The sequence below is a fragment of the Microbacterium sp. KHB019 genome (genome assembly GCF_037285405.1).
Lineage (GTDB): Bacteria > Actinomycetota > Actinomycetes > Actinomycetales > Microbacteriaceae > Microbacterium.
On record NZ_JBBDHF010000001.1, the window covers coordinates 46,824 to 66,030 of the forward strand.

The 19,207-nt window shown below is 67.3% G+C and carries 20 protein-coding genes; 19 read left to right on the forward strand and 1 reads right to left on the reverse strand.

Annotated elements, in window-relative coordinates:
• Nucleotides 1-220 precede the first annotated feature (220 nt).
• The 18 genes from mraZ (at nt 221) to KHB019_RS00340 (ending at nt 17,856) form a co-directional block, all read left to right on the forward strand.
• Nucleotides 221-652: a division/cell wall cluster transcriptional repressor MraZ gene (mraZ, locus tag KHB019_RS00255; protein ID WP_230103047.1), complete on the forward strand. Its 432-nt coding sequence runs from the start codon at nt 221-223 to the stop codon at nt 650-652.
• Nucleotides 653-751: 99 nt separating this feature from the next.
• Nucleotides 752-1,690, forward strand: a complete 939-nt coding sequence (gene rsmH, locus KHB019_RS00260) for a 16S rRNA (cytosine(1402)-N(4))-methyltransferase RsmH (protein WP_230103046.1) — start codon at nt 752-754, stop codon at nt 1,688-1,690.
• Nucleotides 1,687-2,259, forward strand: a complete 573-nt coding sequence (locus KHB019_RS00265) for a hypothetical protein (protein ID WP_230103045.1) — start codon at nt 1,687-1,689, stop codon at nt 2,257-2,259. The genes rsmH and KHB019_RS00265 overlap by 4 nt, the downstream gene beginning before the upstream one ends.
• A 39-nt stretch (nt 2,260-2,298) precedes the next feature.
• Nucleotides 2,299-4,080, forward strand: coding sequence for a peptidoglycan D,D-transpeptidase FtsI family protein (locus KHB019_RS00270; RefSeq protein ID WP_230103044.1), 1,782 nt, complete (start codon nt 2,299-2,301; stop codon nt 4,078-4,080).
• A 28-nt stretch (nt 4,081-4,108) separates the two neighbouring features.
• A complete protein-coding gene (locus KHB019_RS00275; protein WP_325471767.1) occupies nt 4,109-5,521 on the forward strand; it encodes a UDP-N-acetylmuramoyl-tripeptide--D-alanyl-D-alanine ligase in 1,413 nt (470 codons plus the stop codon).
• Nucleotides 5,518-6,627 (forward strand): phospho-N-acetylmuramoyl-pentapeptide-transferase, encoded by a 1,110-nt coding sequence (gene mraY, locus KHB019_RS00280; RefSeq protein WP_230103042.1) that lies wholly within the window; start codon nt 5,518-5,520, stop codon nt 6,625-6,627. The genes KHB019_RS00275 and mraY overlap by 4 nt, the downstream gene beginning before the upstream one ends.
• Before the next feature lie 13 nt (nt 6,628-6,640).
• Nucleotides 6,641-8,188, forward strand: a complete 1,548-nt coding sequence (gene murD / locus KHB019_RS00285) for a UDP-N-acetylmuramoyl-L-alanine--D-glutamate ligase (RefSeq protein ID WP_337457857.1) — start codon at nt 6,641-6,643, stop codon at nt 8,186-8,188.
• Entirely contained in the window at nt 8,157-9,335 is a 1,179-nt protein-coding gene (ftsW, locus tag KHB019_RS00290; protein ID WP_230103040.1) for a putative lipid II flippase FtsW, read from the forward strand. The genes murD and ftsW overlap by 32 nt, the downstream gene beginning before the upstream one ends.
• Nucleotides 9,332-10,411, forward strand: a complete 1,080-nt coding sequence (locus KHB019_RS00295; protein ID WP_325471768.1) for a UDP-N-acetylglucosamine--N-acetylmuramyl-(pentapeptide) pyrophosphoryl-undecaprenol N-acetylglucosamine transferase — start codon at nt 9,332-9,334, stop codon at nt 10,409-10,411. Before ftsW ends, KHB019_RS00295 begins: the two co-directional genes overlap by 4 nt.
• A 26-nt stretch (nt 10,412-10,437) precedes the next feature.
• Nucleotides 10,438-11,838 carry a UDP-N-acetylmuramate--L-alanine ligase gene (gene murC / locus KHB019_RS00300; RefSeq protein WP_337457858.1) on the forward strand — a complete coding sequence of 467 codons (1,401 nt, stop codon included), beginning with the start codon at nt 10,438-10,440 and terminating at the stop codon, nt 11,836-11,838.
• Between the two features lie 3 nt (nt 11,839-11,841).
• The gene (locus tag KHB019_RS00305) at nt 11,842-12,753 is read left to right on the forward strand and encodes an FtsQ-type POTRA domain-containing protein (RefSeq protein WP_337457859.1); all 912 of its coding nucleotides are present in this window, start codon (nt 11,842-11,844) and stop codon (nt 12,751-12,753) included.
• Between the two features lie 179 nt (nt 12,754-12,932).
• Nucleotides 12,933-14,081 carry a cell division protein FtsZ gene (ftsZ, locus tag KHB019_RS00310; protein WP_337457860.1) on the forward strand — a complete coding sequence of 383 codons (1,149 nt, stop codon included), beginning with the start codon at nt 12,933-12,935 and terminating at the stop codon, nt 14,079-14,081.
• Between the two features lie 7 nt (nt 14,082-14,088).
• Nucleotides 14,089-14,790, forward strand: coding sequence for a YggS family pyridoxal phosphate-dependent enzyme (locus KHB019_RS00315; RefSeq protein ID WP_230103035.1), 702 nt, complete (start codon nt 14,089-14,091; stop codon nt 14,788-14,790).
• A gap of 40 nt (nt 14,791-14,830) precedes the next feature.
• Nucleotides 14,831-15,313 (forward strand): cell division protein SepF, encoded by a 483-nt coding sequence (locus KHB019_RS00320; protein ID WP_230103034.1) that lies wholly within the window; start codon nt 14,831-14,833, stop codon nt 15,311-15,313.
• A 3-nt stretch (nt 15,314-15,316) separates the two neighbouring features.
• Nucleotides 15,317-15,613, forward strand: coding sequence for a YggT family protein (locus KHB019_RS00325; RefSeq protein ID WP_337457861.1), 297 nt, complete (start codon nt 15,317-15,319; stop codon nt 15,611-15,613).
• Between the two features lie 108 nt (nt 15,614-15,721).
• A complete protein-coding gene (locus KHB019_RS00330; protein WP_337457862.1) occupies nt 15,722-16,345 on the forward strand; it encodes a DivIVA domain-containing protein in 624 nt (207 codons plus the stop codon).
• Between the two features lie 9 nt (nt 16,346-16,354).
• On the forward strand, nt 16,355-16,933 hold the full coding sequence (lspA, locus tag KHB019_RS00335; RefSeq protein ID WP_337457863.1) for a signal peptidase II: 579 nt from the start codon (nt 16,355-16,357) through the stop codon (nt 16,931-16,933).
• Between the two features lie 2 nt (nt 16,934-16,935).
• The gene (locus tag KHB019_RS00340) at nt 16,936-17,856 is read left to right on the forward strand and encodes an RluA family pseudouridine synthase (RefSeq protein WP_337457864.1); all 921 of its coding nucleotides are present in this window, start codon (nt 16,936-16,938) and stop codon (nt 17,854-17,856) included.
• Nucleotides 17,857-17,884: 28 nt separating this feature from the next.
• Here the strand turns inward: KHB019_RS00340 and KHB019_RS00345 are convergent, their stop codons facing one another.
• Entirely contained in the window at nt 17,885-18,484 is a 600-nt protein-coding gene (locus tag KHB019_RS00345) for a TetR/AcrR family transcriptional regulator (protein ID WP_337457865.1), read from the reverse strand.
• Nucleotides 18,485-18,596: 112 nt separating this feature from the next.
• Here KHB019_RS00345 and KHB019_RS00350 point away from each other — a divergent pair, with 112 nt between their 5' ends.
• Nucleotides 18,597-19,193 (forward strand): DUF6230 family protein, encoded by a 597-nt coding sequence (locus KHB019_RS00350; protein ID WP_230103028.1) that lies wholly within the window; start codon nt 18,597-18,599, stop codon nt 19,191-19,193.
• Nucleotides 19,194-19,207: the final 14 nt, after the last annotated feature.

Sequence of the window (19,207 nt, forward strand, 5' to 3'; positions counted from 1 at the left end):
CATCCGGGTCTTTTTGCGTTTCCAGGTGGATTCCCTCCACTGGCGCTCCACTGCCCTCCACTCGCGCTTCAGGGGTGTGAGCCCCGGAATCACGCGGGGGAGCGCGCGACCGATCCGTGGAAACGGCATTCTTTTCGCGATCCTCCATATGAATGTGGAGGAAAGTGGAGTAAAGTGGGGCTCACCTCGAGTTGGCCGGACGTAGAGGGGGTGATGGCCGATGTTGCTGGGAACGCATTCACCGAAGCTCGACGACAAAGGCCGGGTCATCCTTCCGGCCAAGTTCCGCGAGGACCTCGGCGGCGGCATCGTCGTCACCCGTGGTCAGGAGCGGTGCCTCTACGTGTTCAGCACGGCTGAGTTCGAGGCCATGCACGAGCGGATCCGGCAAGCGCCGCTCAGCAACAAGCAGGCCCGTGACTTTCTGCGCATGTTCCTTTCGGGGGCGAGCGCCGAGATGCCGGACAGCCAGAACCGCATCACCATCCCCGGTCACCTCCGGCAGTACGCAGGGCTCGAGAAGGAGCTCATCGTCACGGGCGTCGGCGCTCACGCCGAGATCTGGGATGCCGCTGCATGGAACGACTATCTCGCCGCAGGCGAGGACAACTACTCAGAACTGGAGCAGGAGGTGATTCCCGGACTCTTCTGACCTCGGCTGTGATGCCCCGCCGCTCCCGCCCCGACACACTTCCCCGGTGCCGGGTCGAGAAGCGGAGGGGGATCAGGGCCCAGGTCTCCGGAAACGATCATGAACCTCCGTGACATCCACACCCCCGTCATGCTCGAGCGCTGCATCGAGCTGATGGCGCCCGCGCTCGCGCACGACGGCGCCATCGTGGTCGACGCGACGCTCGGCATGGGCGGTCACTCCGAGGCGCTGCTGGAGCGGTTCCCCGGCATCCGGCTGATCGGCCTCGACCGTGACACCGACGCCCTCCGCATCGCCGGTCAGCGGCTCGAGCGTTTCGCCGACCGCGTCACCCTCGTCCACACGGTCTACGACGAGATCGGGCTGCACGCCCACGGCGCATCGGCCATCCTCATGGACCTCGGCGTCTCGTCCCTCCAGCTCGACGAGGCGGATCGCGGTTTCGCGTACTCCAAGGACGCTCCGCTCGACATGCGCATGGACCAGACGAAGGGCGTCACCGCCGCTGAGGTCCTCGCGACCTACAGCGAAGGCAACCTCCGCCGCATCTTCGAGCGCTACGGCGAAGAGAAGCTGGCAGCGCGCTATGCGCGGTTCATCGTGCAGGCTCGCGACGACAAGCCCCTCGTGCGATCGCAGGACCTCGTCGACCTGCTCCAGGCGGCGACACCGGCCGCAGCTCAGCGCGCGGGCCATCCGGCCAAGCGGGTGTTCCAGGCGCTGCGCATCGAGGTCAACTCCGAGCTCAGCGTGCTCGCCGATGCCATCCCCGCGGCGATGGACGCCCTGGCCGTCGGCGGCCGCATCGTCGTCATGAGCTATCAGTCGCTGGAGGATCGCCTCGTCAAGCAGGCGTTCGCGGCGGCATCCGCATCCACCGCCCCGGCCGGACTCCCCGTCGAGCTGCCGGAACACGCACCGCGGTTCCGCACGCTGACGAAGGGCGCCGAGCTTGCCAGCGAAGAAGAGAAGCAGCGCAACCCGCGTGCCATCCCGGTGCGCCTGCGCGCCGCCGAGCGATTGAGGGAGGCCGCATGAGCCGCGCCACCGCAGCAGCCGTGCTGCCGCAGACCCAGCCGCAGACGCCGAGTCCCGCACGACCAGGACGCAGACTCACCAGCGTCACGGCGCCGTCCCGCGCACGGCGTCCCAAGCTCGCCTACGCGCTCGTCGCCGTGTCGGGTGCGGCGTTGATCGCCGCCGCGCAGATCGGACTCTCGCTCGCGATCACCAACGACTCGTTCGTCCTCGCCGACCTGACGTCGCAGCAGCGCGAACTGGATCTTCAGGCCAGCGCCCTCCACGACGATCTCGCCGGCATCTCGTCGCCGCAGCTGCTGGCCACGAAGGCCGATCACCTCGGTCTCGTCGTGGCCGGCCCCGCGTCGTACCTGCGGCTGAGCGACTCCGCAGTGATCGGCGCGAACTCCGAGGCGAGCTGGAGCTCAACGGTGAATCCGACCGGAGCCGGCGCCGTGCACAACGCCCTCCTCGAGGATGACGCCAAGGAGGCCGCGGCCGAGGAGAAGGCCGACGCGAGCACGAAGAAGGACCCGGATCTGCCGCCGGCGATCACCGACGGCCTTCCCAGCCCCACCACCCGCTGATATCGACACGACCGCTGACAAGGACACGGAGAGAGCCGCATGACCACTCGAGCAACGCGCGGCCCGCGCCGCCGGACCGTCGTCGCCCTCGCCGTGATCCTCGCCGTCCTCTCGGCGTTCGTGGTGCGTCTGGTCGATATCCAGGTCGTGAGCGCCAACGACCACGTCGAGGACTCCCTGCACGTCGGTCAGCTCGGAAGCACTGACACCATCTACGGCGACCGGGGCTCGATCGTCGATCAGAACGGCATCACTCTCGCGTCGAGCGTGAAGGTCTACGACGCTCAGCTCAGCCCGAGTCTGATGCAGAAGCTCGAGGACGATGCCAAGAACCCGCCGAAGGTGCCGTGGGCAGAGGCGTCGGACAAGATCGCCGCGATCATCGGGCAGGACCCTGAGGAGCTCCGCTCCGCCGTCGCCGCGAACCTCGAGAAGGACGCGAGCTCGCAGTACTACCAGCTGGCGAACGGATTGAGCACCGAGAAGTACCTCGAGCTCCGTGACCTCGGCCTTCTCTACGTCTACGCCAAGCCGCGTGAGACCCGCGTCTATCCGAACGGCGCCGTCGCCGGGAACGTCGTCGGGTACATGAACTCGGCCGGCGAGGGCAAGGCGGGCATCGAGCAGATGGAGAGCAAGTGCCTCGCGCCGACGAGCGGTGAGCGCACGTACCTGCGCGGCAAGGACGGCGTGACGATTCCCGGAAGCGAGCGCACCGTGGATGCCGTCGACGGCGGCACGGTGCAGCTGACGATCAACAGCGACCTGAACTGGTATCTGCAGCAGATGATCGCCGAGGAGGCGCAGAAGCAGAAGGCGCAGTCGGGCACGGTCACCGTCGTCGAGATCAAGACGGGCAAGATCCGGGCGGCGGCCGAGTGGCCGGCGCTCGACCCGAACGATCTGGACGCCTCGTCCCCGGATGACTGGGGCACCAAGGTCTTCGGCAACACCTTCGAGCCCGGTTCGACATTCAAGGCCGTCACCTCAGCCGCCCTGCTCGACTCGGGTGCCGTCGACATGAACACGACGGTGACCGCAGCCGGGCACGAGAAGTTCCCCAACGGCGCCGTCATCAACGACGCCTTCGTGCACGGCGCCTACCAGTACACACTCGCCGGTGCCCTCATCGACTCGTCGAACGTCGCACTGTCGAAGTTCGGCACGATGGTCGACCCGCAGGTGCGTTACGACTACCTGAAGAAATTCGGGGTCGGGCAGAAGACCATCGACTTCCCCCGCGAGGCGACAGGTGTGATCCACCCGGTGTCCGAGTGGGACGCGCAGTCGCTCTACACCACGACCTTCGGGCAGCACTACACGGTCACCGCGCCCCAGCTGGCCAACGTCTACCAGGCGATCGGCAACGGCGGCGAGAAGATCGACCTCTCGCTCATCGAGTCGTGCACGTACGAAGACGGCACCGTCGTCACCCCTGACGCCCCCGGCCATGAGCAGATCATCAAGAAGAGCACGGCATCCCAGCTGCAGCGCATGCTCGAGAACGTCGCCGTACAGGGCGGCCTCGCCGATCAGATCAAGGTCCCCGGCTACCGCATCGGCATCAAGACCGGTACGGCAGAGATCTCCGACGGCAAGGGCGGACTCAAGAAGGGCGTCTACTACACGAGCATGGTCGGCATCGCTCCGATCGACGATCCGCAGTACGTCGTCGTCGTCACCCTCGACCAGCCGACTAGGATTACATCGTCCGCAGCCACCGCATCCGCCTTCCAGAAGGCCATGACGCAGGTCTTGAAGACCTACCGCGTCTCGCCCTCGACGGAGCCGATGGACGACCCGCTGCCCAAGTTCAAGTAGCCGGCTTCACGCCGCGCATGGAGATGTCATGATCGCCCTGTCGTTCGCCGAGATCGCATCCATCACCGGCGGCGATCTCCACCTCGCGGGCTCCGACGCCGCCGAGACCGTCGTGGACGGAGTCGTCGACACCGACTCGCGAAACATGAGCCAGGGCGGCATCTTCGTCGCCAAGCCCGGCGCCGAGACCGACGGGCACCGCTTCGTGGGGGCGGCCGTCGCGAACGGAGCACGTCTCGCCATCGTCGAGCACATGGTCGACGACGCGGTCTCGCAGATCGTCGTGGCGGATGTCGTCGAAGCGCTGGGAGCGCTGGCCAGCGCCGTCGTCGCGCGCGTTCGTGAGGGCGGGATGCTGAAGATCGTCGGCATCACCGGATCGAACGGCAAGACGACGACCAAGAACTTCCTCGCCCGCATCCTGCAGGACGACGGCGAGACCGTGTCGCCTATCAACTCGTACAACAACGAGGTCGGCGCTCCGGTGACGATGCTGCGCGTGACCGAGAACACGAAGTATCTCGTGAGCGAGTTCGGCGCGGCTGCGCCGGGGAGCATCGCCAAGCTCGCAGGCCTCGTCGAACCGGATGTCGCGGTCGTGCTCATGGTCGGAATGGCCCATGCCGGTGGATTCGGCGGGATCGAGGCCACGGCGAAGGCCAAGGCCGAGCTCGTCACGGCATCCCGCGCCGACGGCACGGCGGTGCTGAACGTCGATGACCCGCGGGTCGCGGCGATGGCCGATGCGGCCGAGAGCCGCGGGATGACCGTGCTCGGATTCGGGCAGAGCGAGACGGCAACGGTGCGAGCATCCGACGTGCAGGTCGCCGCAGACGGCACTCGAGCGACCATCACCGCAGACGGCCGGGATCTCCCGCTCCACCTGAAGGTGCTCGGCGCCCACCACATCAGCAACGCGCTGGCCGCGATCACGGCCGCCGGCGCTCTCGGCGTCTCCGCAGCCGACGCGATCGCGCGACTCGAGACCGTCGAGGTAGCCGAGCGGTGGCGGATGCAGCCGATGGGCAACGACCGCGTCCGGATCATCAACGACGCGTACAACGCCAGCCCTGATTCGATGGCCGCCGCCCTGCGAACGCTCGCCCAGATCACCGGTCCCGAAGAACGCACGGTCGCTGTCCTCGGTGCGATGAGCGAACTCGGTGAGACCGCGGGGGAGGAGCACGACAGGATCGGGCTGCTCGCCGTGCGGCTGAACATCAGACGCATCGTCGTCGTCGGTCCCGAAGCGCGTCGCCTGTACCTTTCTGCCGTCGGCGAGGGATCGTGGGACAGCGAAGCCATCCATCTGCCGGATCAGGATGCCGCTTTCGAGTACTTGAAGACCGAGCTGCGCGACGGCGATCGCGTGCTCGTGAAATCGTCCAATTCCGTCGGGCTCCGGCATCTCGGCGATCGTCTGGGAGAATTGTTCTCGTGAGATCACTCCTCATGGCGGCCGCCATATCGCTCGCCTTCACACTCTTCCTGACTCCCGTCTTCCTCCGGCTGTTCCGCCGCTGGGGCTGGGGGCAGGTCATCCGCACCCCCGAAGACATCGCGAACCCCAGTCACGGCGCAAAACGCGGCACCCCGACCATGGGCGGCGTCATCTTCATCGTCGGCACGATCGTCGGATACTTCACCGGCACGATCGCCGGGGGCAGCACGCCTTCGCTGTCGGCCATCCTCGTGCTCTGGCTGATGGTGGGCTTCGGCGCGGTCGGCTTCATCGACGACTACATGAAGGTGCGCTCACAGCGCAGCCTGGGGCTCTCCGGCTGGCGCAAGGTCATCGGCCAGCTCGTCGTCATGATCCCGTTCGGCGTCGTCGCTCTGAGCGCAGAGAACCAGTTCGGTCAGACCTTCGCCAGCGGCTACGTCTCGCTGTTCCGGGACATCACCTGGCTCAACCTGTTCGCGTTCGGTGTGATCATCGGTTGGATCCTGTATCTGGTCTGGATCGCGGTCATCGGCATCGCCACCTCCAACAGTGTGAACCTCACCGACGGACTCGACGGGCTCGCCGCTGGTGCCGGCGTCTTCGTCGTGAGCGCTTACAGCCTCATCGCGTTCTGGCAGTTCAAGCAGTCCTGTGCGGGAACCGGAGTCGCGCAGGACGCTTTGGACGCCTGCTACGAAGTGAGCGACCCGTTCAACCTCGCGATCGTCGCGGCATCGTTCGCCGCGGGACTCGTCGGGTTCCTGTGGTGGAACGCGCCCAAAGCCAAGGTGTTCATGGGCGACGTCGGCTCGATGGCGATCGGCGGTGTCATCACCGCCATGGCGATCCTCACCCGCACCGAACTGCTGCTCTTCGTGATCGCCGGCATCTTCGTGCTCTCGTCCGGCTCGGTGATCCTGCAGCGCACCTACTTCAAGCTCACCCGCGGCAAGCGGCTGTTCCTGATGAGCCCGTTCCACCACCACCTCGAGATGCGCGGCTGGCCCGAGGTGACGATCGTCGTGCGCCTGTGGATCATCGCCGGACTTCTCTCGGTGGCGGCGATCGGACTGTTCTACGTCGAATGGCTCACGCTGGCATGACTGGGTGCACGAAGTGACCGAACGACTGGATTCCCTCACCAGCTGGCATTCCGACTGGGCGGGCCTGCGGGTCGCCGTCCTCGGGATGTCTGTGACCGGCTTCTCGACCGCCGACACGCTCACCGAGCTCGGCGCCGAGGTCCTCGTTCTCTCCGAATCGGCCTCCGAGGAGTACGAACGGCTCGTGCCAGTCATCGGCGCCACCCTTGTTCTCGAGGCGCTCGACGCCGCGCCGAAGGAGCTCATCGACTTCGCGCCGGAGGTCGTCATCGCGTCCCCCGGGTTCGCCCCGTCGCATCCGCTGATCCGGTGGACGCAGGATGCCGGGATCCCGCTCTGGGGCGACGTCGAACTCGCCTGGCGTGTGCGCGACAAGGTCGTCCGCTCCGACGGCACCCCGGCTGACTGGGTGCTCATCACCGGCACCAACGGCAAGACCACGACCACACAACTCACCGCGACGCTCCTCGTCGAGGGCGGCCTGCGCGCAGCGCCGTGCGGCAACATCGGCATCCCCGTGCTGGATGCCGTGCGGGACCCGGCAGGGTTCGACGTCCTCGTGGTCGAGCTGTCGAGCCATCAGCTCTGGTACATCGGCCAGAGCGCGCCGGCCGGACAACTGGTGCCGCATTCCGCCGTGTGCCTGAACCTCGCCGACGACCACCTCGTCTGGCACGGCAGCGCCGACGCGTACCGCGCCGCGAAGGCGTTCGTGTACCGGAACACCCGTGTCGCCTGCGTGTACAACAAGGCCGACATCGCGACCCGCGAGATGGTCGAGGACGCCGACGTCATCGATGGCGCCCGCGCCATCGGCTTCGACCTCGGCGTGCCTGGTCCCAGCGACCTCGGGGTCGTCGACGGCATCCTCGCCGACCGCGCCTTCCTCGACGATCGTCGCAACAGCGCTCTCGAACTCACGACCATGGCCGACCTCGAGCGGGCCGGTCTGTCCGCTCCGCACATCGTGCAGAACATCCTCGCCGCAAGCGCGCTGGCACGCGCCCTCGGCACAGCGCCAGAGGCCATCGGCAGGGCGCTCGACGGGTTCCGCCTCGACGAGCACCGCATCCAGGTCGTCGCCCGTCACGCCGGCATCACCTGGGTGGATGACTCCAAGGCGACGAATCCGCACGCCGCGGCCTCGTCGCTGCGTGCCCACCCCGGCGCCGTGTGGATCGTCGGCGGCGATCTCAAGGGCGTCGATCTGTCGGATCTGGTTGCAGATGGCGGCCGCACAGCCAGCGCTGCACTGGTCATCGGCGTCGAGCGCGAAGCCATCCTCACCGCATTCACGCGACACGCGCCCGACGTGCCGGTGTATGAGGTTTCCACTGGTGAGACTGAAGACGTCATGACTCGGGTGGTGGAACTCGCCGCGGAGATCGCGACGGACGGGACCACAGTGCTGCTGGCCCCGGCCGCAGCATCCTTCGACCAGTTCACCGGCTACGCGGATCGTGGCCACCGCTTCGCCGACGCGGTGCGCACGTGGATCGACAGCACTGGGACCGACAGGGGGAGCGCCGATGACACAGGTGGCTCGCCCTCAGCGCACTGAATCACGGGGACTCGCCGCACGCGTCTCACTCGGCCGCATCTTCACGCCGCCGTCCAGCGAGTTCCTGCTCATCGCATCCACTGCGCTGCTTCTGACGGTCTTCGGGATCGTCATGGTCATCTCGGCGACCAGCGCGACGGAGTCCGGCGTCATGGACACGGCGCTGAAGCAGGCCATGTTCGCCGTCCTCGGCATCCCGCTGATGTTCCTGGTGAGCAGGCTGCCCATCGGCTTCCTGAAGAAGATGGCGTGGCCGGCGCTGATCCTCGCGACGCTGATGCAGTTGCTGGTCTTCACGCCTCTCGGCATCGAGGATGCCGGTAACCGCAACTGGATCGACCTCGGCTTCGTATCGATGCAGCCCTCCGAGTTCCTCAAGCTGGCCCTCGCGCTGTGGATCGCCTACGTGCTACTGCGCAAGCGCACACGGCTGGCCATCTGGCACCACGTGTTCATCCCCGTCGTCCCGGTCGCCGTGCTCGCGATCGGCACCGTCATCGCAGGCAACGATCTCGGCACGGCGATGGTTCTCGTGCTGATCCTGCTCGGCTGCCTGTTCTTCGCCGGGGTCAAGCTGCGGCTGTTCATCCTCCCCGTGCTTCTGGGCATCGTCGGCGTCATCGCTCTCGCTGTCGTCAGCCCCGACCGCATGCGCCGCATCACCGCCGTGTGCTCGGACATGAGCAACTACGAGCACGACTGCTATCAGTCCATCCACGCGGTGTGGGGGATGGCGAACGGCGGCATCTTCGGGCTCGGCCTCGGCAACTCGCAGGAGAAGTACGGCTGGCTGCCGGCAGCGGCGAACGACTTCGTGTTCGCCATCGTCGGCGAGGAGCTCGGTCTCATCGGCTGCGTCGTCGTCCTCGCGCTGTTCACGTTCTTCGCGGTCGGCGCCTTCCACATCATGCGGAAGACGAGCGACCCGTTCATCCGCGTCGCCACCGGTGGGATCACCGTCTGGATCCTCGGCCAGGCCCTCATCAACATCGGCGTCGTGATCGGCGTGTTCCCTGTCATGGGCGTGCCGCTGCCATTCATGTCGCAGGGCGGTACCGCCCTTCTCGCCGTGCTCCTCGCCTGCGGTGTCCTGTTGGCGTTCGCTCGCACGATTCCCGCAACTGAACGGGGTAGGGTCGCGAAGTGACCTCGTACCTTCTCGCCGGCGGAGGCACCGCCGGCCATGTGAACCCCCTGCTCGCCGTGGCCGACGGGCTGCGCGAGCGCGAGCCCGATGCTGCGGTCCTCGTCCTCGGTACGAAGGAGGGCTTGGAGGCGCGGCTGGTTCCCCAGCGCGGATACGAGTTGCTCATCGTCGACAAGGTGCCCTTCCCACGGCGCCCGAACAGGCAGGCCCTCGGGTTCCCCGCCCGGTTCGGACGTGCCGTGCGACAGGTGCGCCAGCACATCCGCGCACGTGACATCGACGTCGTGGTCGGCTTCGGCGGCTACGCGTCCGCTCCTGCTTACATCGCGGCGCGCCGCGAGAACGTGCCGTTCGTCGTCCACGAGGCGAACGCGCGACCGGGGCTCGCGAACAGGCTGGGAACCGGCGCTGCCGCAGGCGTGGGCGTCGCCTTCGCCGGAACCCCGCTCAAGAACAGCGAAGTGGTCGGCATGCCGTTGCGCCGCGAGATCGTCGCGCTCGACCGCGCTGCGCACAGGGCCGAGGCCGCCGAGGCGTTCGGGCTGGATGCCACGCGGCCGGTGCTCCTCGCGTTCGGAGGCTCGCTCGGCGCACAGCGACTCAACGAGGCTCTCGCCGACTCCTGGGGCGATGTGCTCGCCGCCGGCTGGCAGCTGCTGCACATCACAGGCGAGCGGAGCGAGCTCGTCGATCCGCAGGTCCCCGGGTACACGATGCGGCGGTACGTCGACCGCATGGATCTGGCGTTCTCACTGGCGGATCTCATCCTCTCCCGTGCGGGATCTGCGACCGTGAGCGAGATCAGCGCGCTCGGCATCCCCGCCGTGTACGTGCCCTACGCGGTCGGCAACGGCGAACAGCGGCTCAACGCGGCATCGGCGGTCGCCGCAGGCGCTGCGATCCTGCTCGACGATCGAACGTTCACGGGTGACACCGTGCGCGCAGACGTGATCCCGCTGCTCGCCGACCGCGACCGCATCTCCGCCATGGCCGCTGCCGCCGAGAACGTCGGCACCCGTACCGGAACCGAGAACGTCATCGCGATGATCGACCGCGCGCTCCGCGCCGGTGCTTGAGCACCGCGAATTAGGATGGATCCGACATGATCAGACCTGACCTCTCGCTCCCGATCCCCGAGTCGATCTCCGTCGCGCACTTCATCGGCATCGGCGGCTCAGGCATGAGCGGCCTGGCGAAGATGTTCCTCGACGCCGGCATCCGCGTCTCGGGATCCGACCGCGCCGACAGCGACAACCTCCGTGCCCTCGCCGCCGCCGGCGCGACCGTGCATGTCGGTCACGACGCCGCGTATCTGGGCGATGCCGACACCGTCGTGCACACCGGTGCGATCTGGCCCGAGAACCCCGAGTTCGTCACGGCCAAGGAACGCGGACTCCACGTGATCCACCGCTCCCAGGCGCTGCACTGGCTGATCGGCGGCCGCCGCCTCGTGTCGGTGGCAGGGGCCCACGGCAAGACGACGTCGACCGGCATGATCGTCACGGCGCTCCAGGCTCTCGGCGCAGACCCGAACTTCGTCAACGGCGGTGTCATCGAGCAGCTCGGCACGTCGAGCGCCTCCGGCGCCGACGAGCTCTTCATCGTCGAGGCGGATGAGTCCGATGGGACCTTCCTGCTCTACGACACCGCGATCGCCCTGATCACCAACGTCGACCCCGACCATCTGGATCACTTCGGATCGGACGAGGCCTTCCACGACGCCTTCATCCGCTTCGCCGACGCGGCAGGAGAGGCTGTCGTGATCTCGAGCGACGACCCCGGCGCCCTGCGCGTCAAAGCCGGGCTGTCGCACCCGAACGTGATCACCTTCGGCACGGCAGACGATGCCGATGTCCGGCTGACCGAGGTCGCGACCTCCGGCCCCGTCGCGGCCACCGTCACACGCGGCGACGACAGCGAGCGCATGCAGCTCGCCGTACCCGGCGTCCACAACGCCATCAACGCCGCTGGGGCAGTCGCGGTCCTGATGTCGCTCGGATACGACCTATCCGATGCGGTCCGCGCGGTGGAGGGGTTCTCCGGGACCGTTCGCCGATTCGAGCTGCACGGGGTGGAGCGAGGCGTGAGCGTCTTCGACGACTACGCGCACCACCCGACCGAGGTGAAGGCCGCCCTCGAGGCCGCACGCGGAGTCGTGGGGGACGGGCGCATCATCGCGATCCAGCAGCCGCACACGTACTCCCGCACGCAGCACATGTTCCGCGAGTTCGCCGAGGTCCTCGAGACATACGCGGATCACACCGTGATGCTCGATGTGTACGGCGCGCGTGAGGACCCGGTGCCCGGCGTGACCGGCGAGCTCGTCAGCGGCGCTTTCTCCGATCAGAGCAACGTTCACTACGTGCCCGACTGGCAGCAGGCTGCGGACTACACGGCATCCATCGCCCGAGACGGCGACTACGTCATCACTCTCGGATGCGGCAATGTCTACCTGATGATCCCGCAGGTGCTCGATTCGCTCCGACAGAGCGCAGAAGGCTGACCCGTGCGTCGCCCGGCCCCGCTTCCCACTGCGCCGGAGGAGGCGCAGCCCGCACCGGCGCGCCCCCGCCGTGGCGGTGAGCCGCGCGAGCCGGTCGAGCTGACACAGGCCTCTCCGACCGACGATGCGGATGCGACGGCGGAGCCCGAGTCGCTGGAGGGGCTCACCGCCCGTGACGTGTGGCGAGCGGCCCGTGCGCGCCGCAAGCGGCTGCGCGCGGAGATCCGCCGGTTCACGCAGCGCTCGCGCCGTCGCCGCATGATGTGGCTGGGTGCCCTCGGTGCCGTCGTGCTGCTCATCGCGGGCAGCGTGGTCGCCGCCTACAGCCCCCTGTTCGCCGTCGAGCGGATCACGGTCGCCGGGACATCGTCATTGGATGCCGCGACCGTCGAGGCCGCGCTGTCGGATCAGATCGGCCGCCCGCTCGCGCTCGTCGATGACAGCCAGGTCAAGGCCGCACTCATGGCCTTCCCGCTGATCGAGACGTACGCGCTCGAGGCCAAGCCGCCGCACGACCTCACGGTGCGCATCGTCGAGCGCACGCCGATCGGAGTCGTGAAGTCGGATGCGGGATACACGCTCGTGGACGCGGCAGGGGTGGCGCTATCGACCACAGAGCAGCCTCCGGAGGGTCAGCCCGTTCTGAACGTCGAAGGCGGGCCGGGCTCCGACGCGTTCGAGTCGGTCGGACTCGTGGTCAGGTCGCTTCCCGCCGAGGTGCGCACCACCCTGAGCGAGGTGTCGGCGAGCACACTCGATGACGTGACCCTCAAGCTGTCGACCGGGCTCACGGTCGTGTGGGGGAGCGCCGAGGACTCGGTGCTGAAGAGCGCGACGCTCAGCAGCATCCTCAAGGCGAAACCGGATGCTCGCAACGTGGATGTCTCGTCCGCTCAGGTCCCCGTCGTCGGCTGACCGTACACGAATGCGAGCGCCGGCACGGTGAAACGGGCGACACGCCCGTGTCGCTGCGCTCGCACGGCGAATCGACGCATACCTTCGATCAAGAGAACGCAATACCGGGAAATACTTTACACCTCTAGTTGAGGTTTAAGGTTCACATTCTTTCCAGGCTCGACAATCGGAGGCCGGCCATGAGCCAGAACCAGAACTACCTCGCCGTGATCAAGGTCGTCGGCGTCGGCGGTGGCGGCGTCAACGCCGTCAACCGCATGATCGAACTCGGCCTTCGCGGCGTCGAGTTCATCGCTGTCAACACCGACGCCCAGGCGCTGCTCATGAGCGACGCCGACGTCAAGCTCGACGTCGGACGCGAGCTCACCCGCGGCCTCGGCGCAGGCGCGGACCCCGAGGTCGGACGCCGTGCTGCCGAGGACCACGCCGAAGAGATCGAGCAGGCGCTGACCGGCGCCGACATGGTCTTCGTCACCGCCGGCGAGGGCGGCGGAACCGGCACCGGTGGTGCACCGGTCGTGGCACGCATCGCGAAGTCCATCGGCGCCCTCACCATCGGTGTGGTCACCAAGCCGTTCTCGTTCGAAGGTCGTCGTCGCCAGAGCCAGGCAGAGGCGGGCGTCGCGAAGCTGAAGGAAGAGGTCGACACCCTCATCGTCGTCCCGAACGACCGACTGCTCGAGATCAGCGACCGCGGCATCTCGATGATCGAGGCGTTCGCCACCGCAGACCAGGTCCTCCTCGCCGGCGTTCAGGGCATCACCGACCTCATCACGACGCCCGGTCTCATCAACCTCGACTTCGCCGACGTCAAGTCGGTCATGCAGGGTGCGGGATCCGCGCTCATGGGCATCGGCTCCGCACGCGGCGCCGACCGCGCCATCAAGGCCGCGGAGCTGGCTGTCGAGTCGCCGCTTCTCGAGGCATCCATCGAGGGTGCGCACGGCGTGCTGCTCTCGATCCAGGGTGGCTCGAACCTCGGCATCTTCGAGATCCACGACGCCGCCGACCTCGTCAAGGAGGCCGCGCACCCCGAGGCGAACATCATCTTCGGTACCGTCATCGACGACACGCTCGGCGACGAGGTCCGCGTCACGGTCATCGCCGCAGGCTTCGATGGCGGAGAGCCGTCGCTGCGTCTGGACCCGATGGTCGTCTCGCGTCCCGAGCCGGCCACGCTGCCAGAGGTGACGTTGTCGGACGACGAGGTGGAGGCGCCCAAGGCGAGCGAGCCGGCGGCGACGCAGCCGGCGCCGCGCATCCCGACCACGAGCCTCGAGCCGGCGTTCGCCGACGACGACATCGACATCCCCGAGTTCCTGAAGTAGGAGCGCGTTGACCGAGCTCGCCGAGCGGCTGTCCGCGATCGACGCACAGATCGCGGACGCCGCGCGCTCCGCCGGCCGGGATGCCGGAGACATCACCCGCATCGTCGTGACGAAGTTCCACCCGGCATCCCTCGTGCGCGACCTGCACGACCTCGGCGTCCGCGACGTCGGGGAGAATCGGCAACAGGAGCTCACGGCGAAGCGGGATGACCTCCACCTCGACGGCTTGCGCTGGCACTTCATCGGGCAGGCGCAGACGAACAAGGCCGGCGCCATCCGGCGCAGTGCTGACGTCGTCCACTCCGTGGACCGGGTGAAGCTCGCCGACGCGTTGCATCGTGCTGCTGAGCCGGGTGCTGCTCAACCGGCTGACCACGGCATCCTCGACGTGCTGGTCCAGGTGAACCTCACCGATGACCAGGGCAGAGGGGGAGTCGCACCGGATGCCGCGGAGCACCTCGCCGAGCACATCCTCACCCTTCCGTCCCTGCGACTGCGAGGACTCATGGGGGTCGCACCGCTCGATGAGGACCCCGCTCCCGCCTTCGCCCGTCTGGGGGAGATCTCCGAGCGCATCCGCAGGATCGCGCCTGAGGCCACCTGGATCTCCGCCGGGATGACCGGCGACTTCACCGAGGCGGTCGCGGCGGGTGCGACACACCTGCGGATCGGCTCCGCAATAACCGGACCCCGGCCTGACCGGGGTTAACCTCGAAACAGATCAGCCCACGTCGAACACGGAGGACACGATGGGAAACCCGCTGAAGAAGACCATGGTGTACTTGGGCCTCGCCGATGAGGAAGAGGCCTACGAAGAGCAGGCCGCTCCAGCGCCCGCCCGTGCTCACCGTGACCGTGATCGCGATCGTGACCAGGATGACGTGGCGCCCGCGCCCGTGACTCCGTTGCGCCGCCCCGTCGCCGTCAAGCAGCCCGCTGCCGGTGCGGTGAACGAGATCCTCACCGTGCACCCCAAGCAGTACCGCGACGCGCAGCTGATCGCTGAGAGCTTCCGCGAGGGCGTGCCGGTGATCATCAACCTGTCGCAGATGAGCGACGCCGACGCGCGACGCCTGATCGACTTCGCCAGCGGACTCTCCCTGGGCCTGTACGGACGCATCGAGCGGGTCACCAGCAAGGTGTTCCTGCTCTCGCCCGAGAACATCGCTGTCTCCGGTCACGGCGGCATCGCAAGCGCAGACCCGGAGTCCGCGGGCTTCGACCAGTCCTGAGTCGTGGCAGTAGTCTCCTGGATCGCATCGATCGTCCACCTGGTCCTGCTGATCTACATCTTCGTGCTGTTCGCGAGACTCATCCTCGACTACATTCCGCTCTTCAACCGCGGATGGCGTCCCAAGGGTGCCGGTCTCGTCGCGGCTGAGCTGGTCTACACGGTCACCGATCCACCTATTCGGCTGTTCCGACGCTTCATTCCTCCGTTGCGCATCGGCTCGCTGTCGCTGGATTTCGGGTTCACCTTCACCATGCTCGCCGTGCTGATCCTGATGGCTGTCGTGAGGCAGTTCATCTGATCGGGGACTATGCTTGCTCGGAGGTGCGCGCCCCGGGTTCGCGCCAATCAATACCGAGCCATGCTTCAGACACTGGCAACAGAACTCATCGAAAGAGGAGCCGAGAAAATGGCACTGACCCCGGATGACGTCGTCACCAAGCAGTTCCAGCACGTTCGATTCAAGGACGGCTTCGATCCGGACGAGGTCGATGACTTCCTGGACGAGATCGTCGTCGAGTGGCGCAAGGCCCTCGAGGAGAACGCCGAGCTGAAGGCGAAGCTCGCCGCATACGAGTCCGGAGAGAAGCCGGCCGCCGAGTCCAAGCCCGCTGAGCAGGCTCCCGCTCAGGTCGTCGACGAGGTTCCCGCGCCTGTGGCCGCAGCCCCCGCACCCGCCCTCGCGGCAGAGGTCGGCGCCGGTTCGACCACCGCCACCGCAGGCATCATCGAGCTCGCTCAGCGTCTGCACGACGAGCACGTCGCCGAGGGTGAGTCGAAGAAGAAGCAGCTCATCTCCGAGGCCGAGTCCGAGGTCGAGCGCATCCGCACCGAGGCTCAGGCCAAGCAGCGCGAGGAATCCGCACGACTCGAGCGCGAGCGCAACACGCTCGAGGCTCGCATCACCGAGCTCCGCAACTTCGAGCGCGACTACCGCACGCAGCTGCGCGGCTACATCGAGGGTCAGCTCCGCGACCTCGACGAGAAGTCGACGTCGACGGACTCGACGCCGGTTTCGGCTATCGGGCTGTAGGTCACCTCTTTGCCCGGACGTCGTCCCATTCGTCGGTCGGCGGCCGGCATCGTCGTCGCAGTTCTTGCGGCGCTGGTGCTGGCCGCCGATCAGTTTGTGAAGTACCTCACCGTCGAGCACCTGCCGCTTCAGGAGGTCGTTCCGGTCCTCGGTGACTTCCTGCAGCTGTACTTCATCCGCAACTCCGGTGCTGCATTCTCACTCGGCAGCGACGTGACGTGGATCTTCACGATCGCGCTCACCGTCGTCGCCGTGATCATCATCTGGAAGGCCACCGGCCTGAACTCGCGCATCTGGGCGATCGTGCTCGGCTGCCTGCTCGGCGGCGTTCTGGGCAACCTCACCGACCGGCTTCTTCGTGAGCCGGCGTTCGCTGTCGGTCACGTGGTCGACATGATCTCGATGCCCTGGATGATGCCGGCGATCTTCAATGTCGCCGACATCTTCATCGTGTGCGGCATGATCTCCGTCGCCCTGCTCGTGGTGCTCGGCATCCGTTTCGACGGCACACGTGAGAAGGACCACGTCGCAGCTGCAGAAGCAGAGGCCGTGGACGGCGGTGCAGAGGTCGTCGAGAAGGACGCCTGATCGTGGAATCTCGTTCGCTGCCCGTTCCTGACGGGCTCGACGGTGCACGGGTGGATGCCGCGCTGGCGAAGATGCTCGGTTTCTCACGAACTTTCGCGGCCGACGTCATCGCCGCCGGTGGTGTGCGACTCGACGGGGCCGTCCTCGACAAGTCCGACAAGCTCCGCGGTGGAGCCTGGCTCGACGTCGAATGGCAGCCCAAGCAGGAACCGACGATCATCCCCGTCGAGGTGCCCGACCTGGGCATCGTGTACGACGACGACGACATCGTCGTCATCGACAAACCGACGGGTGTGGCAGCGCATCCCTCGCTGGGCTGGGACGGACCCACGGTGCTCGGCGCCCTCGCCGGGGCAGGGTTCCGCATCGCGACCAGCGGCGCGGCTGAGCGAGCGGGCATCGTCCATCGACTGGATGTCGGCACGAGCGGTCTCATGGTCGTCGCGAAGAGCGAGTCCGCATACACGGCTCTGAAGCACGCCTTCAAGGAGCGGACGGTCGAGAAGATCTATCACGCGGTGGTGCAGGGGCATCCTGACCCCCTCAGCGGCACGATCGACGCGCCGATCGGCCGGCACCCGAACCATTCGTGGAAGTTCGCGGTCGTCCCTGATGGCAAGCCGTCGGTGACCCACTACGAGACCATCGAGGCGTTCCCCGGTGCATCGCTGCTGGAGATCCACCTCGAGACGGGGCGCACCCACCAGATCCGCGTGCACATGGCTGCCCACCGGCATCCCTGCGTCGGTGATCCGCTGTACGGGGCGGACCCGACGCTGTCCGCCAGACTCGGTCTCACGCGGCAGTGGCTGCACGCGCACCAGCTCGGGTTCACGCACCCGGCCACAGGGGAGTGGGTGCAGTTCGAGTCGCCCTACCCGGCGGACTTCGTGCACGCGCTCGATGTGCTGCGCGGGGACTGACGGGTCAGCAGGTCGCAGCGTCAGCAGATCACAGGGCGCTGTCGCGCGCCGCTGCCATCGCCCCGTCGAGGGTGCGGAGCAGGAACGCGACGAGCGCGGCGTCGTCGGCGAGGTCGTCGGCGGCGACGCTCACGAAGACCTCCTCGGCGAATGAGACCCACGCGCGCAATGCCATCCGCACGGCTCGGGTGTCTGGGGCGCCGAGGTCCCCGAATGCCTCCCGCAGGTGTTCCGCATTGACCGCTCGGGCCTCATCGACCAGCGCACGCACCGTCGGATCACCGCTCGCGGTGCCACGGACGAGTGACAGGAACGTGCCTCGGTGGTCGCGCACGAAGGTCGCGAAGCGCCGCAGCGTGTCGTCCATCCGCTCGCGCGGTGGCAGCTCAGGGCGCGGCGCGGTGGCCTGCAGCAGGCTGTCGCGCGCTGTCGTCACCACCGCACGATGCATGCCCTGCTTCGACTCGAAGTAATGGAACAGCAGCGCCCGCGAGACGCCGGCGCGGCGTGCCAGCTCGTCCATCGAAAGCTCGTCGAGCGGATGATCCGCCAGGAAGTTCACGCCGACGACGAGGAGCTGCGTGCGGCGGTCCTCCGGCGTCAATCGGCTACGGCGTTCGTCGGGCATCGAACCAGCCTATCGATCCGCGCGACATGCGCCGCTCGTATTGACTCTGAGTCAATGAGGGTTATGCTCGAACACGCGCCGCCGAAGACGACGGCCTGACATTGGAGGATCGATGAAGTTCCCGTCACTCACGAAGTCCCACGCCGGTCGTATCACGCTGGCAGCGGTGCCGGTCGGCGCTGTCGCAGCGCTCCTCCTCGGCGGCGTCGCTCAGGGTGCGGTCCCCGTCTCCTTCGCCGTGTCGGGCAGCCAGTTCCAGATCTCCGCCAGCCAGCTCGAAGGCACCGGCTTCTCGCAGTACGCCGGTGTCGCCACCGACTCGGAGGGCGGTGAGCACACGGTCGCGATCGCCAACATCAAGAGCGCGACGCTGAGCGACCTGTGCCAGTCCGTCGTCACCGAGACTCCGCTGGGCAAGGTCGGTGTGCTCATCAAGGCCGGCGGCGGTGACAAGCCAGCCAGTGCCTCCGACCTCCAGATCGGCATGACCGGTCTCGCAGGCGATGCTTCGTTCGGAAACATCCGCATCGGCGTCGACGCGTCGACCGTGACGACGGACGCCAAGGGCAGCGCGGGCGACTTCGCCCAGGACGCCGACACGGTGTCGATTGCGAACCTGCAGCAGACCGCGTGGAGCACGCAGGCCTCGGTGTTCACGCTGACCGGTATGACGCTCGAGCTGACTGACGGTTCGACCCCGTGCTTCTGACCGAGACGACCGCT

Bases quoted from the DNA above. Each gene is read 5' to 3' on its own strand.
- mraZ (WP_230103047.1), top strand. From the start codon at position 221: ATGTTGCTGGGAACGCATTCACCGAAGCTCGACGACAAAGGCCGGGTC.
- rsmH (WP_230103046.1), top strand. From the start codon at position 752: ATGAACCTCCGTGACATCCACACCCCCGTCATGCTCGAGCGCTGCATC.
- KHB019_RS00265 (WP_230103045.1), top strand. From the start codon at position 1,687: ATGAGCCGCGCCACCGCAGCAGCCGTGCTGCCGCAGACCCAGCCGCAG.
- KHB019_RS00270 (WP_230103044.1), top strand. From the start codon at position 2,299: ATGACCACTCGAGCAACGCGCGGCCCGCGCCGCCGGACCGTCGTCGCC.
- KHB019_RS00275 (WP_325471767.1), top strand. From the start codon at position 4,109: ATGATCGCCCTGTCGTTCGCCGAGATCGCATCCATCACCGGCGGCGAT.
- ftsW (WP_230103040.1), top strand. From the start codon at position 8,157: ATGACACAGGTGGCTCGCCCTCAGCGCACTGAATCACGGGGACTCGCC.
- murC (WP_337457858.1), top strand. From the start codon at position 10,438: ATGATCAGACCTGACCTCTCGCTCCCGATCCCCGAGTCGATCTCCGTC.
- ftsZ (WP_337457860.1), top strand. From the start codon at position 12,933: ATGAGCCAGAACCAGAACTACCTCGCCGTGATCAAGGTCGTCGGCGTC.
- KHB019_RS00320 (WP_230103034.1), top strand. From the start codon at position 14,831: ATGGGAAACCCGCTGAAGAAGACCATGGTGTACTTGGGCCTCGCCGAT.
- KHB019_RS00330 (WP_337457862.1), top strand. From the start codon at position 15,722: ATGGCACTGACCCCGGATGACGTCGTCACCAAGCAGTTCCAGCACGTT.
- KHB019_RS00345 (WP_337457865.1), bottom strand. From the start codon at position 18,484: ATGCCCGACGAACGCCGTAGCCGATTGACGCCGGAGGACCGCCGCACG.
- KHB019_RS00350 (WP_230103028.1), top strand. From the start codon at position 18,597: ATGAAGTTCCCGTCACTCACGAAGTCCCACGCCGGTCGTATCACGCTG.